Source organism: Pedobacter lusitanus (assembly GCF_040026395.1).
GTDB classification, from domain to species: domain Bacteria; phylum Bacteroidota; class Bacteroidia; order Sphingobacteriales; family Sphingobacteriaceae; genus Pedobacter; species Pedobacter lusitanus.
In genome coordinates this window covers 2,961,777-2,977,088 of record NZ_CP157278.1, presented here as the reverse complement: position 1 = coordinate 2,977,088, position 15,312 = coordinate 2,961,777, and the positions used below count along the sequence as shown (strand labels likewise).

At 38.6% G+C, this 15,312-nt stretch carries 16 protein-coding genes; 10 read left to right on the top strand and 6 right to left on the bottom strand.

From position 1 onward, the window contains the following. Positions 1-54: 54 nt before the first annotated feature. Both PL_RS12670 and PL_RS12665 read right to left on the bottom strand, forming a co-directional pair. A complete protein-coding gene (locus tag PL_RS12670) occupies positions 55-771 on the bottom strand; it encodes a M12 family metallopeptidase (protein ID WP_041880753.1) in 717 nt (238 codons plus the stop codon). A 467-nt stretch (positions 772-1,238) separates the two neighbouring features. Then, positions 1,239-1,910 carry a tetratricopeptide repeat protein gene (locus PL_RS12665; RefSeq protein ID WP_041880751.1) on the bottom strand — a complete coding sequence of 224 codons (672 nt, stop codon included), beginning with the start codon at positions 1,908-1,910 and terminating at the stop codon, positions 1,239-1,241. A 198-nt stretch (positions 1,911-2,108) separates the two neighbouring features. Between PL_RS12665 and recF the strand changes: the two genes are divergently transcribed. Both recF and PL_RS12655 read left to right on the top strand, forming a co-directional pair. Then, positions 2,109-3,212 (top strand): DNA replication/repair protein RecF, encoded by a 1,104-nt coding sequence (gene recF / locus PL_RS12660; RefSeq protein ID WP_041880748.1) that lies wholly within the window; start codon positions 2,109-2,111, stop codon positions 3,210-3,212. After that, positions 3,205-3,495, top strand: coding sequence for a DUF721 domain-containing protein (locus PL_RS12655; RefSeq protein ID WP_041880746.1), 291 nt, complete (start codon positions 3,205-3,207; stop codon positions 3,493-3,495). Before recF ends, PL_RS12655 begins: the two co-directional genes overlap by 8 nt. 7 nt (positions 3,496-3,502) lie before the next feature. Here the strand turns inward: PL_RS12655 and PL_RS12650 are convergent, their stop codons facing one another. From PL_RS12650 to PL_RS12640, 3 genes are all read right to left on the bottom strand, one after another. Next, positions 3,503-3,688 (bottom strand): hypothetical protein, encoded by a 186-nt coding sequence (locus PL_RS12650; protein WP_041880743.1) that lies wholly within the window; start codon positions 3,686-3,688, stop codon positions 3,503-3,505. A 57-nt stretch (positions 3,689-3,745) separates the two neighbouring features. Next, entirely contained in the window at positions 3,746-4,471 is a 726-nt protein-coding gene (locus PL_RS12645; RefSeq protein ID WP_052496196.1) for an FKBP-type peptidyl-prolyl cis-trans isomerase, read from the bottom strand. A gap of 128 nt (positions 4,472-4,599) precedes the next feature. Continuing rightward, a complete protein-coding gene (locus PL_RS12640) occupies positions 4,600-5,019 on the bottom strand; it encodes a nucleoside-diphosphate kinase (protein ID WP_041880742.1) in 420 nt (139 codons plus the stop codon). Between the two features lie 141 nt (positions 5,020-5,160). On the opposite strand from PL_RS12640, the gene PL_RS12635 reads away from it, so the two are divergent. The 8 genes from PL_RS12635 to PL_RS12600 all read left to right on the top strand — a co-directional run bounded on the left by PL_RS12635 (position 5,161) and on the right by PL_RS12600 (position 14,157). Further along, on the top strand, positions 5,161-6,171 hold the full coding sequence (locus PL_RS12635) for a DHH family phosphoesterase (protein ID WP_041880740.1): 1,011 nt from the start codon (positions 5,161-5,163) through the stop codon (positions 6,169-6,171). A 141-nt stretch (positions 6,172-6,312) separates the two neighbouring features. After that, positions 6,313-7,305, top strand: a complete 993-nt coding sequence (locus PL_RS12630) for an FKBP-type peptidyl-prolyl cis-trans isomerase (RefSeq protein WP_348621829.1) — start codon at positions 6,313-6,315, stop codon at positions 7,303-7,305. A gap of 70 nt (positions 7,306-7,375) precedes the next feature. Further along, complete coding sequence (locus PL_RS12625; protein WP_041880738.1) at positions 7,376-8,143, top strand: TatD family hydrolase; 768 nt, start codon at positions 7,376-7,378, stop codon at positions 8,141-8,143. A gap of 6 nt (positions 8,144-8,149) precedes the next feature. Beyond that, complete coding sequence (locus tag PL_RS12620) at positions 8,150-9,166, top strand: asparaginase (RefSeq protein ID WP_041880736.1); 1,017 nt, start codon at positions 8,150-8,152, stop codon at positions 9,164-9,166. 25 nt (positions 9,167-9,191) lie between these two features. Continuing rightward, positions 9,192-10,607 carry an MBL fold metallo-hydrolase gene (locus PL_RS12615; RefSeq protein WP_041880733.1) on the top strand — a complete coding sequence of 472 codons (1,416 nt, stop codon included), beginning with the start codon at positions 9,192-9,194 and terminating at the stop codon, positions 10,605-10,607. 6 nt (positions 10,608-10,613) lie between these two features. Next, the gene (locus tag PL_RS12610) at positions 10,614-11,588 is read left to right on the top strand and encodes a YpdA family putative bacillithiol disulfide reductase (RefSeq protein WP_041880732.1); all 975 of its coding nucleotides are present in this window, start codon (positions 10,614-10,616) and stop codon (positions 11,586-11,588) included. A gap of 73 nt (positions 11,589-11,661) precedes the next feature. Next, positions 11,662-12,633, top strand: coding sequence for a polyprenyl synthetase family protein (locus PL_RS12605; RefSeq protein ID WP_041880731.1), 972 nt, complete (start codon positions 11,662-11,664; stop codon positions 12,631-12,633). A 72-nt stretch (positions 12,634-12,705) separates the two neighbouring features. Then, positions 12,706-14,157 carry a M20/M25/M40 family metallo-hydrolase gene (locus PL_RS12600; protein ID WP_041880730.1) on the top strand — a complete coding sequence of 484 codons (1,452 nt, stop codon included), beginning with the start codon at positions 12,706-12,708 and terminating at the stop codon, positions 14,155-14,157. A 64-nt stretch (positions 14,158-14,221) separates the two neighbouring features. Here the strand turns inward: PL_RS12600 and PL_RS12595 are convergent, their stop codons facing one another. After that, the gene (locus PL_RS12595; RefSeq protein WP_152620291.1) at positions 14,222-14,875 is read right to left on the bottom strand and encodes a hypothetical protein; all 654 of its coding nucleotides are present in this window, start codon (positions 14,873-14,875) and stop codon (positions 14,222-14,224) included. Positions 14,876-15,312: the final 437 nt, after the last annotated feature.

Genomic DNA, 15,312 nt, shown 5'->3' with positions numbered 1-15,312 from the left:
AAAAGACCAGTAAATATATTTACCGGTCTTTTCTCTGGTGTGTTATAATGTTTTTTATCTTGGATAAATACTACTGATGAAATCCTTGTCTATTTGAGATAGTTCGCCTTTAAGGTCATATACATACCCAGGTATTCCAAGACCAGATTTTGTATACTTTGCTTGTATAGCATAATGCATAATGGATTTTTTATCGTAAGGAGATTTTAAATATTTTGAAAACGAAGCTGAGTCTATTTTTTTTCCGCCAATATCTAACTGATCATCCCATTTAACATCACCGTCTGGTCGACCCTGCTCGTGTGTTAATCCTAACATATGCCCAAATTCATGTCTTACTGTTGCAAGGTCAAATATTGGTGCAGGTGCTCCATTTTTTCCTTTTGAACCTAATGTTGCAAATAAAAACATTGTTGGTTCTTTTGCGTCTATAACTTTATTATCTAAACCAACAAAACTATTACCGCTTAATATCTTTGGAGTAAATTTTATTCTTATATCTGATCCGACAGGAGAGTTTACATAATCAAATATTAGATTAATCTGATTTTGCCATGCTTGTGAAGATTGTTTTACAAATTCCTGCTGTTCTTTAGTCCCATTTAAAAATGCAATTTTTATCTTGTATTTTTGTGGCCATAAATACTTTTTCCCGGGTATTATTGCTTCTGTTGTTGCTTTTAATCCAACCGGCTTATTAAATTGCTTTTCTTTTTTACAAGCAACAAAACATATAGCAATTAATGCTATCACTAATAATTTAAATTTCATTTAATTGTTTTTATAAAGATGAATAATGGCGGCAAAGATGTAAGCTTTCTAAATAAATTCATCTACTGAAATATACTAATTACCCTACTAAAATGTACTAATTATCGCTTTATAGAGCCATATTTAATGCAGATAAAAAGAGAAAGTCCGGTGTGATATATTAGAGCCGGATACGCATTTAGAATAGCTGTTTGTCCTGGTAAAACTTAAACCCGGGACTTGTATTTCTGCATTGCTCTTAAGTCTGTAGTAAATAGTCAAATGCGCCAATGTGTCCTGATTAAAGCCAATGCCTTCTGTTTATTTCATTCTTAAAGGAGCCATTTGATTGGCTGGACTAGCTGCATCTGATCTCACAGTAAAGTCAGGATATTTTGTGTGACAACAATATAATGACCTTTTTAAAATTCTCAGTAAAAATAAAAGGCCCGCATAAAATGCAGGCCTTTGTCAAATATTTTTAAATTTTATTTTCCTTGTGCAGCTGTAGCGCGTGCGATATACTCATCAATCATCGCAGCTTCCTGACTTGCAGGGAACTCATTTTTGATTTTGTTATATGCTTCTTCAGCATTTTTGAAGTCTTTTTGTGATTCGTAAACTAATCCCAGTTTTTTCAGGAACAATGGAGAAGTAAATTTGTTGCTTGATTTTTCAGCTGCTTTCTTGTAATAAGTGATCGCCTGGCTGTAATCTTTCAATTCACTGTAAGCATCTCCCAACATTCCTAATGCCAGAGGGTCTGCTACAGGACTTCCTGTTTCTGAATATTTACCTAAAACCTCAGTTGCTTTTTTGTACTCCCCTTTACGTAAATAGATTCCTCCAAGATACAGGTTAGCTAAGTTAGCTGATTTGGTATTGTTGTATTCTTCAGCAATTTTTTCAAATCCAGGATAACCTGAATCTCCGTTAATAGCTTTGTTAGCCAGAGAATCTACCCCAACATATTGTTCTGCTTTGTACATTTTTGCAGAAGCTTCTTCAGCTCTGCCTTTCAAATATACATTCTGATACCAAAAGTATATGATCACTAATACGATTACCGCTGCGGCAATGAATAAAAGGCTTTTAGAGTTTTCCTCTAAGAATGAACCTTTTTTAACGTTATGATTTACTTCTTTTTCTGTTGTGGACATTTTATTTAAAAAAATTAAGGATTGCAAAAATACATTTTTCAGTTAAAGTATCAACCTCTTTTTCAGTATTTAAATAAAAATTTTATAGGCAGTGCTTTTTCGAACCTCCTGAATTAGATGTGAATAGGATATTGATGAAACAAATCTGCAGATCAGCTTCTTTTAACAAAGCTAAACGGTAACTTTGCATTTCATACTATGTGGTTAAAAAACATTACTCTGCTCAACTTCAAGAATTATTCTGATGCTGATTTACGCTTTTCGAAAACTGTAAACGCATTCATTGGGAATAATGGTGCCGGGAAGACCAATTTGCTGGATGCTATTCATTATCTGTGTCTGTGTAAAAGCTATTTTAATCCGATTGATAGTCAGCAGATCAAAACTGCCGAAGATCTTTTTATGATCCAGGGGGATTTTGACCGTCAGGAAAAAAATGAGAAGATTACCTGCGGGGTTAAGAAAAATCAGAAAAAGCAATTCAAAAGAAATAAAAAGGAGTATGATAAACTAGCCAGTCATATCGGGCTTTTTCCGCTGGTCATGATTTCTCCCTATGACGTAACCATCATTATGGACGGGAGTGAAGAACGACGGAAGTTTATGGATAATGTAATTTCCCAGACAGATGCTCAGTATCTGGATGAACTGATGTTGTATAACAGACATCTGTTAAACAGAAATGCTTTGCTCAAACAGATTGCTGTCACCCGTCGTTATGATCCTGCTTTGCTGGAAATATTTAATGAGCAGTTAATTGGCTGTGGAGAGAAAATATTTGAGAAGCGCAAGCAGTTTATGCTTGATTATATAGAGCTGTTTAATAAGTATTATCAGTATCTGACACAGGATGCCGAGCAGGTTAATCTGATCTATCAGTCTCAGCTTAATGAAACTGCTTTTGATACTTTATTGCAGCAGTCGGTAGAAAAGGATAAAATTCTGGAAAGAACCACAACCGGTATACATAAAGATGATCTGATTTTTACTATCCGTGACATGCCGCTAAAGAAATTTGGTTCACAGGGACAGCAGAAATCCTTTCTTATTGCACTAAAACTGGCGCAATATGCCTATGTAGAGAAGTTTAAAGGCTTTAAACCTTTGCTGCTGCTGGATGATATTTTTGATAAGCTCGATGAACACCGGATGCATAAACTGATGGAGATGGTTTCACACCATGATTTCGGACAGATATTTATTACAGATACAGGAAAAGAAAGAGTCATGAATATCTTTGATAAGATCAAAGTTCCCGTAACTTTATTCGAAGTAATTAACGGAGCTATAAAACATGCGTAAACCTAATGATATGACCCTTAAGGATGCCATTTCAAAAATGTTGTCCGTATATAGGTTAAAAGGTAAGTTTGATGAAACAGGCGTTGTAGCGATGTGGCCTGAAATTATGGGAACCGCAATCGGAAACAGAACAACGCAGATCTATATTGCGCATAAGAAATTGTTTGTCCGTATTGAATCTTCGGTAATTAAAAACGAGTTACTGATGGTAAGAACCGGCATCATCCAGAAACTGAATGAACGCGCCGGTTCGGAGGTTATCAATGAAATTGTATTCTTATAAGGATCGGTCAGTTTCCGTTTCCACCACCGAAAATCTTGCTGACCACCCAGATAATCAGGGCAAGTACCACAACAACTACAATTATACCGGACCAGACTCCGGCCTTGAATATACTCTCCACAAGCTGACAGCTACTTAGAGTTGTCATAATTAAAGCCACAAAGGCCAATGGTAAATATCTTTTTATGTTCATAGCAGAATTAATTGTCTTCTCAGAACAAACCATCTCTGTAATGGTTTTCGAAAAAAATTATTTGCCGTTTATTTTAAGCAATTCAACTTCAAAGATCAGCATGCTGTAAGGAGGGATGTCTTTTCCCATAGCCCGCTCACCGTAAGCCAGATTATAAGGAATAAAGAATTTATATTTAGCCCCTGGCGACATTAACTGTAAACCCTCTGTCCATCCCGGAATTACTCTGTTGACAGCAATGGATAGTGGTTCTTTTCTGTCATATGAACTGTCAAATTGTTTTCCGTTTAATAAAGTACCTTTATAATTAACCAGTACATTGTCTGTAGCTTTTGGTTTAGGCCCTTCTCCCGGAGTAATAACCTGGTATTGTAAGCCGCTGGATGTACTTTTAACGTCAATGACCTTCAGATTGCCCTCCAGAAAGTTTTGCTCTTTTGCGATTTGGGCCGCATACTTTTCTCTGGTAATCTCTTTGAAAAAGTTGCCGATAACCTGTTGTGAAGCCTGCTCAGTCAATAAAAGAGTCTGACCCTGAAAGGCATCTTTTAAACCTTTGATCAATAAATCGTAATTCAGTGTTTTTACACCGTTTGTTTTAAGACCTGAGCCCATGGAAGTTCCAAAAGCATAACTTGCCGAATCTGCCAGGCTGGTCATTTTTACAGTAGCAGCAGCCGCTGTTTTTACCGGTGCTTTTTTGTTTGTAGGTTTACGTTTAGTCTGTGCGTTCACAGCATAACCGCAAAACGGAATTAAAAGAGTAAGGACTAATTTCTTCATTTGTAATTATAAGGTTCTGTAATTTGCAATAGCGGTTGCCGGCTTCAGCATGCAGTTGAAAACAAAGATGTCTTAACGAAAATAAGCACCCTTTTGAGGTGCTTAGCTTATCCGGTTGTTGAGCAGAATTAGAAACGTTCTGCAGCTGTAAAGAAGAAATCTCCTTCGATTGCAGCGTTCTCATCAGAATCAGATCCGTGAACTGCATTAGCGTCAATTGACTTCGCATATTTCTGACGGATAGTGCCTTCAGCTGCATCAGCAGGGTTTGTAGCACCGATCAGTTTTCTGAAATCTTCGATAGCGTTATCTTTTTCAAGAATTGCAGCTACGATTGGTCCTGAAGACATGAAGTTAACCAGTTCGCCATAGAATGGACGATCTTTGTGAACCTCATAAAACTTACCAGCAGTTTCTTCTGTCAGTTTAGTGTATTTTAAAGCAATGATTTTAAAACCAGCAGCAGTAATGTCATTGATAATTGCTCCGATATGTCCATTTGCAACTGCATCTGGCTTAATCATTGTAAATGTTCTGTTTGTAGTCATCGTTGTGTTATTTATTTTGCAAAATTACATTTTCTGCTGTTAATATTAAACATCAAAATCAAACAAGCATTCAGCTAATATTTTCTAGCTAAATTTAAGCCGCTTCTTATTCATTAAATTATTAGATTTGCAGCGAAAATTATGCTATCCCTTTCCGAACTTAAAACATTGCTGGCAACGCCGCAGAAAATTGTAATCACTACACACCATAAACCTGATGGCGATGCTATGGGCTCTTCTCTGGGCTTATATGCTTATCTGATCCAGAAGGGGCATCATGTCAAAGTAATTACCCCAACTGATTATCCATACTTTCTGCATTGGCTGCCTAATAATGCTGATGTACTGATTTATACTGAAGCTAAGGAACAGGCAGAACAGCTGGTTGCTGATGCAGCTCTTGTATTCTGTCTGGATTTTAACACCTTAAGCCGTATCAATGAGCTCGGTGAAGTTATCCGTGGTTGCTCTGCGTATAAGATCATGATTGATCACCATCTGGATCCTGAGGATTTTGATGATTACAGACACTGGAGTATCAATGCCTGTGCAGCGGCTCAGCTGGTTTACGATTTTATTGTCAATGAACTGGACGACGCAGAAATGATGAACAAGGATATTGCCACCTGCTTATATACAGGAATTATGACTGATTCAGGATCTTTCAGATTCCCTTCAGCCACATCTACTGTTTATCGTATAGGTGCTGATCTGATTGACGCAGGTGCAGAACACTGGCGTATCCATCAGCTGGTCTATGATAATGCCACAGAAAACCGTTTACGGTTCCTGGGAAATTGTCTGACCAACAAGCTGGAAATTATCAGAGAATACAATACAGCTATCATATCGGTTACTGCCGAAGAACTTAAGCGTTTCAGTATTGTTACCGGTGATACAGAAGGTATTGTAAACTATGCACTCTCTATTAACGGGATCAAACTGGCTGCCTTCATTATAGAAAGGACAGATAAAGTAAAACTATCTTTACGCTCAACCGGTGATTTCCCTGCAAATGAAATTTGTAAGAGATATTTTAACGGGGGCGGACACAGAAATGCTGCCGGAGGATACTCTGATCAGAATCTTGAGGATACTATAGCACACTTTAAATCAATTCTGCCAGAGTATAAAACACTATTATTGCAGTAAATAATTTAAACTTTGCTTAAACTTGCGTTTGGTAAAAGAAAAACAATCAAAAAATATTGAAACGAATAGCTGATATTGTATAAATTGCAGGAAAGCTGCATCGTGCTTCATGAAACTAAAATAAAAAACAATAAATCTGAAATGAAAAAAACATTAGTAATTCTTTTTGCAGCTACACTTGGTTTAGCGGCTTGTAACAACTTCAAAAAAGGTCCGGGAGGCCTGATGTATACTATACACAAGACTGAAGGAAAAGATAAGATCGTTGAAGGCGATATCATTAAAATCAATGCTATCCAGAAAACTGAAAAAGATTCAGTAACCAGCAGTACTTATGATATTCAGCAACCAGCTGTATTCCCTGTTTCTAAAAAACAATGGGCAGGAGATATCTCTGATGCTTTAATGTTATTGGCAGAAGGTGATAGTGCTACTTTTAAAATTGACCTGGATTCAATGGCTAAATATTCGAACCAGCCAAAACCAGCTACTCAGAAAGACAAGTACATGGTTTTTACTGTGAAAATCGAAAAAGTAATGCACAAAGCTAAAGGTGAAGCTGATTCAACTTTCCAGAAAAAAGCTACTGAGTTTTTCCAGAAAGATTTCCAGGCTACAGTTGCTAAACACAAAGCTGCTGAAGCAGGTAAAATCAAAAACTTCATTGAAGACAATAAATTAAAAGTACAAACTACAGCATCTGGTTTACAGTATGTGATTACAGCTCCTGGTGATGCACAAAGAGCTACACCTACTGATACTTTAATGGTGAACTATACTGGTAAACTATTAACTAAAAAATCAAATGGTAAAGAAAGCATTTTTGATACAAGTATCGAGAAGATAGCTAAGGAATCTGGTAAATTCAACCAGATGGCACAATACGGTCCCCGTCCATTTACTTTAGGAAGAGCAATTCCAGGATTTGACGAAGGTCTTAAATTAATCGGAAAAGGTGGAAAAATCACTTTGATCATTCCTTCAAGATTAGCTTACGGTGAAGGTGGAATGCCACAGGGTGGTATTACTCCATTCTCTCCACTGGCTTTTGATGTTGAAATTACTGACATCAAAAAACCTACAGGAGCACCTGTAGCAGCAGCGCCGGTTGCGGCTCCTGCAGCTAAAAAATAATTTTGATATTAATCATTACTATAGACCCTGTCCGGATTACCGGACAGGGTTTTTTTATTAACTTTGTTCTATGTTTTTAACCGATACGCATACGCATTTGTATTACGAAACGGACGAGGAAAAACAGGCATTACTTTTTCAGCGTTGTTTCGAAAATAAGATAGACCGTTTATTCCTTCCCAATGTTGATATCTCTTCGATCGCGAAGATTGATGATCTGGTCAGAAAATATCCGGATAATTGTTTTGCAATGGCAGGACTACACCCCTGCGAGGTAAAAGAAGGGTATGCTGAGGTACTGGCAGAAATCCATAAGAGCATTGAAGGACGCAGAATCTATGCTATTGGTGAGATCGGTATAGATCTTTACTGGGATAAAACTACGCTGGGTATACAACAGGATGCCTTTGCTGAGCAGATCCGCTGGGCTAAAGAATTGAAACTTCCTATTGTGATCCATTGCAGAGAAGCTTTTGATGAGGTTTTCGAAGTCCTGGAATCAGAAAAGGGAGATGACTTAAGAGGAATACTCCATTGTTTTACCGGTAATCTGGAACAGGCAGAAAGAACAATTGATCTGGGATTCTATTTGGGAATAGGTGGTGTGGTTACCTATAAAAAGGCCGGACTGGATGAAGTCCTTTCACATCTCTCATTAGAGAGCCTTGTGCTGGAAACAGATTCGCCTTACCTGGCTCCTGTACCTTACAGAGGTAAACCCAACGAAAGTAGTTATCTGATTCACATTGCACAGAAAGTTGCTGATATTTACCATATTCCGGTTGAAAAAGTTGCGGAAGTAACTACAGCCAATTCTATAAAAATATTTAACGTCTAGTATTACATGACAAAAATTCTCATTATCTATACGGGTGGAACTATCGGTATGGTCAATAACCCGCTGACGGGTTCATTAATTCCTTTTGATTTCGAGCAGATTCAGCAAAATGTACCGGAACTTGCGCGGTTGAATTACCAGCTTGCTGTACATTCTTTCGACCCTATTCTGGACTCCTCGAATATGGACCCGGTAATATGGGCAGAACTGGCAGGAATTATTGAGAGAACATATGATGATTATGATGGATTTGTTGTCCTGCATGGCTCAGATACAATGGCCTATACTGCATCGGCACTGAGTTTTATGCTGAAGAATCTGGCCAAGCCCGTTGTACTTACCGGTTCACAGTTACCGATAGGAGAAATCAGGACAGATGCAAAGGAGAACTTAATTACCGCACTGGAAATTGTAGCAACGAAGAATAACGGGGTTGCCATGGTACCCGAAGTATGTATTTATTTCGACTACCAGTTGTTTCGTGGTAACCGCTCCATTAAATATAATTCAGAGAAATTTGAAGCCTTTCAGTCCCCTAATTACCATATTCTGGCAGAGGCAGGTGTAAATCTGTCATTCTATAATAATTATATCAGTGAGCTTCCGAAAGAACCTATGCAGGTACAATCCGGTTTCAACGCAAATATTGGTGTACTGAAATTGTACCCGGGTATTACGGCGCAGGCAGTACAGGCAATTACGCAGTCTTCTGTAGATGCTATTGTACTGGAAACTTTCGGATCTGGTAATACAAGCACGGCACAATGGTTCATAGACAGTTTGCAGGCAGCTATAGATCAGGGTAAACTGATTGTTGATATCTCACAGTGTCAGGGTGGGTCAGTTGAACTGGGTAAATACGAGACAAGTAAGAAATTGCAGCAAATGGGTATTATCAGTGGTTTTGACATGACATTTGAGGCTACAGTAACCAAGCTAATGTATTTGATGGGTCAAAATCTTACAAATACAGAAATAGCAGTGCTAATGGAGCAATCTTTGCGCGGAGAGTTAACAGCGTAATTTAAATAGCAGAAAGATATTCTATATGAAGATAGAGCAAATTTATACGGGCTGTCTTGCCGAAGCAGCTTATTACATTGAGAGTAATGGAGAGGCGGCAATTATTGACCCTTTAAGAGAAGTACAACCTTATCTTAAAAAGGCCAAACTGGCAAATGCCAGAATTAAATATATTTTTGAGACACATTTTCATGCGGACTTTGTTTCCGGTCATGTTGATCTTGCTCAGCATTCGGGTGCTCAGATTATTTATGGACCTACCGCACAGACGACTTTTGATTCTTATGTTGCTGCTGACGGAGAAACCTTTAAAATAGGTGAACTCACGATCATGACATTGCATACTCCGGGCCATACGCCTGAATCCACTACTTATCTGCTTAGTGATAAAGATGGTAATCCTTATTGCATTTTTACTGGTGATACACTTTTTATTGGTGATGTCGGCAGACCCGATCTGGTACAAAGAGGAACTCAGACAGCAGAAGAAATGGCAGGAATACTTTATGACTCGTTGCAGTCAAAAATTCTTTCTCTGCCAGATCATATCCTGGTATATCCGGCGCATGGTGCGGGATCTGCCTGTGGTAAACATATGAGCAAAGAAACCTTTGATACTTTAGGAAATCAGAAGCAGGTTAATTATGCGCTTAAGACATCCGGCCGGGAAGATTTTATTCAGCAGGTAACAGAAGGTACTTTGCCTCCTCCTCAATATTTTGCAAAAAATGCCGCAATCAATAAAAGCGGTTATGAAAGCTTTGCCCGGGTTAAAGAAAAGGGATTAATTCCTATGGAGCCTGAAGAATTTGAGGCGACAGTTAATCACGCAGGTGCGCTGATTCTGGATACCAGGGATCCGCAGGAGTTTGCTAAATCATTTATTCCTTCGTCTATCAATATTGGGCTGAACGGACAGTTTGCACCATGGGTTGGAGCTTTGATTACTGACCTGCAGCAGCCTTTATTATTAATTGTAGAAGAAGGAAAAGCTGAAGAAGCAATTACCCGTCTGGCCAGAGTAGGCTATGATCAGACCATTGGATATCTGGAAGGTGGAATAGCAGCATGGATTGCAGCCGGTAAAGACACAGATACTATTGATTCAGTTTCTGTTGATGTTTTTGAGGATATAGTTCAGGCCAATCCGGATTTAAAGGTACTTGATGTGCGTAAACCCGGAGAATATGAAGCCGGACATTTAGAGTGTACACTGACACGTCCCCTGGATTATATCAATGACTGGACAAACGAAATCAAACCACAGGAAACTTATTATATTCATTGTGCCGGGGGATACAGATCGATGATCGCGGCTTCAATTTTAAAGGCAAGAGGTGTAGACAAGGTGATTGATATCAAAGGTGGTTATGCAGCGATCCGTTCAACGGGGCTGAAACGTACAGATAATGCCTGTTCTTCGAAAGAAGTTAAATCCTGATACCAGATGGAAGAATATGATGTTTTGATCATTGGTGCCGGGCCAATAGGCATGGCATGTGGAATAGAAGCGAAAAAAGCAGGACTTAAATACGTCATTGTAGAAAAGGGGGCTCTGGTCAACAGTTTATACAATTACCCTGTATTTATGACTTTTTTCTCTACTTCCCAGAAACTGGAGATCGGAGGGGTACCTTTTGTCAGCATCAGTCCTAAACCAAACAGGAATGAGGCGGTTGAATATTATCGCCGCGTGGCAGAGAAATTTGATCTGCAAATCAATCTTTTCGAGAAGGTGATGGAAGTGAATAAAGTGTCTGCGGCACAATTTGAGGTTAAAACATCTAAAAGGGCTTATAAAACCAAAAATGTGGTTGTGTCCACAGGATTTTATGATACTCCGCTGTTGATGAATATTCCCGGTGAAGACCTGCCCAAAGTTACCCACTATTATAAAGACCCCCATTTATATGCTTTCCAGAATGTAGTCGTAATCGGGGCAAATAATTCTGCTATAGATGCTGCTCTGGAAACTCACCGTAAAGGCGCAAAGGTTACATTGGTTATCCGTAATTCAGAAATCGGATCTTATGTCAAATACTGGGTTCGTCCTGATATAGAAAACAGGATTAAAGAAGGAGAAATCAAGGCCTATTTTAATGCAGAGGTTATTGCGATAGCTGAAGATAATGTAACGATCAGAACAGCGGAAGAAACATTTACACTTGCCAATGATTTTGTTATTGCAATGACTGGTTATAAACCTGATTTTGAGATGCTGAAAAAACTGGGTGTAAATCCTGAAGACAAATTTGCTGCTACCTCTGTTTATAATCCTGAAACAATGGAAACTAATCTGCCTGGTTTATATCTTGCCGGTGTAGTTTGTGGTGGTATGGATACACATAAGTGGTTTATTGAAAATTCGAGAATCCATGCCGAACAGATCTTTCAACATATTGCTGCAAAGCATAAACAGTAATATTTAATTTAAAAATTTCATACAAGCAGAATTAGCTGAATTTAGTTAAGTTTGCAAATATTTTTAAACCTGAATGCCGGGAATAAGCCAGATTAAGAAACCCATAGCCGCAGATATAGCAGTCTTTGAAGAGAAATTCAAAGCTTCGATGCACAGTGATGCCCCATTATTGGATCGTATCACGCACTATATTGTCAAGAGAAAAGGTAAGCAGATCAGACCTATGTTTGTTTTTTTTGCCGCCAAACTTTGCGGGGGGATTATTGAATCCACACATCGCGGAGCTGCACTGGTTGAATTATTGCATACCGCTACCCTTGTTCATGATGATGTTGTGGATAATGCTTATGAGCGCAGGGGATTCTTTTCAATCAATGCCTTATGGAAGAATAAAATTGCAGTACTGGTAGGTGATTATTTACTGGCCAAAGGTTTATTGCTTTCTGTAAACAATAATGAATTCCGTCTTTTACAGATCGTTTCTGAAGCTGTGAAGCAAATGAGTGAGGGTGAACTGCTGCAGATTGAGAAGGTGAGAAGAATGGATATCAGCGAAGATCTTTATTTTGATGTTATCCGTCAGAAAACAGCTTCACTGATTGCGTCATGTTGTGCCTGTGGCGCTGCATCGGCCGGAGCCAGTGATGAGACCATTGAGAAAATGCGCTTATTCGGAGAAAAGGTTGGTATTGCTTTCCAGATTAAGGATGATACTTTTGATTTTGGAACAGATGATGTTGGTAAACCTCTGGGGATAGATATCAAAGAAAAGAAAGTTACTCTTCCTTTGATCTATGCTTTAAACCGTGCGGATAAAGCTGAAAAGAAAAGGATCATTAATCTGGTTAAAAATCATAATGATGAGCCGGCTAAAATACAGGAGATCATAGATTTTGTTAATGGCAGGGATGGGGTACATTATGCTACAGAGAAAATGATTCAGTATCAGCAGGAAGCATTTGATATTCTTTATACTTTTGAGGAAAGTGAAGCCAGAACCGGGCTTGAACAATTAGTCCGTTATACTACAGAACGTAAAAAGTAACAATTCCTATACACTATATTTTTGTCCGGATATATTTTAATTAAAAGCTTATTTTAATCAAAATATATTTTCATGAAGATTCTTTACGTTCTCTTTTTTGCCGGGATGGCAATTTCTGCACATGCCCAGGACAATTTCAGTACTGCTTTTAACCGGATCAATACAGATGTACAACAGCATTCAAGGGCTTATAGTACCTTAAAGTCTGCTACAGAAACTATTGGTCACCGTTTAACGGGATCTGCAAATGGGGCCCGAGCCGAAGAGTATGCCTTTAATCTATTTAAATCTTATGGTTATAATGTCCGCTATCAGCCTTTCGAAGTAGAAAGCTGGAGCAGGATCACTAATGAAACTAAAATTGGTGACGGGCCGGCAAACCTGAAAACGGTACCTTCAGTTGCACTGGCTCATTCACCGGTAAAATCCGCTGTTTCGGCAGAAGTAGCAGATCTGGGCAATGGTCTGGAAAGTGACTATGCGCATGATGCAGGTAAGGTTAAAGGTAAAATAGCCCTGGTTTATCTGGGAGTATTACCCGGATCGCCTGCCGGTACGCCTTCTCTTCATCGCTCTGAAAAGACTGCAATCGCAATTAAACACGGGGCAGTTGGAATTATCATTATCAATGGGGTAAAGGGCGGTGTTTTACTGACCGGGACAGCTTCTGTAACCGGTAAACTCATTACCATACCTGCTGTTTGTATCGGTCTGGAAAACGGCATGGAGATAAAGCAGCAGCTGAAATCAAAAACACAGTATGCAAGTCTGAGTATGACCAATTTCTCAGGTATGATCAAAGCCAGAAATGTGATTGCTACTTTAAAAGGAGATTCTCTTCCTGAGGAAAAGATTTTGGTTGGCGGACATCTGGACAGCTGGGATCTGGCTACCGGCGCTATAGATAATGGCATTGGCTCTTTTGCGGTAATGGATATGGCAAGATCTTTTAAGGCGCTGAAGCTGAAAACGAAACGTACAGTTGAGTTTATCCTGTTTATGGGTGAAGAGCAGGGGCTGTTAGGTTCAAAGGCATATATCGCACAGGCGGAAAAGAAAAATGAGCTGGGCAAGGTGAAATTTATGCTCAATTATGACATGACAAATGATCCTAAGGGTTTTGCAACCAGCAGAGTAGAAATGAAAGATACATTTACAGACTGGGGCAGCCAGATTGCTCAGATTGATACCGGATTTAAAAATGTATTTGTTTCAGGGGCGTGGTTACATAGTGATCACCAGCCTTTCATGCTCGAGGGAATTCCAACCGGTGGAGGTGCAGGCGGTCAGTTGCCTAATCATTCCGGACAGTTTTATCATTCTGATGGCGACAGTTTTAAACTGGTTGATGAACAGGGGTTAAAGAATACAGTAAGATATAGTGCAATGTTAACTTACGGGCTGGCTAACATGAAAGTTATTCCGGTTGGTGTACAGGAAGAGGGGAAGTTAAAGGCGTTTTTGAAAGAGAACAAACTGGAAGAGCCGTTAAGGATTGCAGGAGAGTGGAAGTGGGGTGATTAGGTCTATAAGCTAAAAAGCCAGGTATAGCGATATACCTGGCTTTTTATTGATTATCCAACAGAGATTACCATTTTGCAGGTGTAACCTTATTTTGATCAGGTATAATAAATTCATTGTCATTTAACTTCATCGGGGTTATTTTTATTGCTGTGCTTGTGAAGATAAACTGATCAATTTCATATACCACTTTCAGGGGGATTGCTTTGGTTTTAGACAGGAGATAGTACCAGTTTCCATACTGATGTCTGGCTAGTAATTCTGAATTTACCCCATATTTTTTATTGTAATAATAGGTGGCTTTACTTCCGGCTGTATAGATGGTGATTTCATCACAGATTAACCCCATAATTGTAGCTGTGTTTTTCCTGATCTCGAATTTTGTGGCAATATCTTTATTTTTGCTATAATCGTCCCAGTACAGAGAATCAGATTTTGCTGTAAGCGCGTAGCTTTTATTCTCAGCTGCCCTGTATAATTGCATTTTAACAAATGAACCATTAAATACAGACTTGTAATTCCCTCCTTTAATATAATATTCCTGCGTTGTACCCATCATTGAATTGAGCTGCTCATCTTTCAATTGGGGAGATTTACTTTTGTAGCTGTTAGCGAAAGTAATTGTTCCTTCAAATAATTGTGAAAAAACCACTGCCGGGGTAAATAATAATATTAAAACAACCAATCCTATATGTCTGGACAGGGTTTTTGTGAAATTCATGTTAATCATCATTAGCTGATTCTGTTAAGGCGCTATTGGTAAAATTTCCGCAAGATACACTTTTGGGAAATTCATTGCTCATAAGATCTTTGAAGGCCATAAGTACGTCAAAAAGGAGTATTTAAGAAAAGGTTATCTGCAGTTAATACAGGTGTTATTCGAAGCCATCTGAATACTGTCTGAAGAAGCTGTGAACAAGGTCTGAATGATGTCTGAACAAAGTGGGTTTAACTATCTGTTAATCAGTCTATTGAAAATGTGTTGTTCAGACGGTTTTTCTGATGTATTTTAAGCGGGTTTCACAGGGGAATATCCTTACGCAACAGGCTGGGTTACTGCGTTCTGAAAATAATGACTTTAGTAAACAGAACGAATTATAAATTAGTACAGGTTAATGAATTTCGGTTATATTTACCCTGTAAAAAATAATTGCAGGG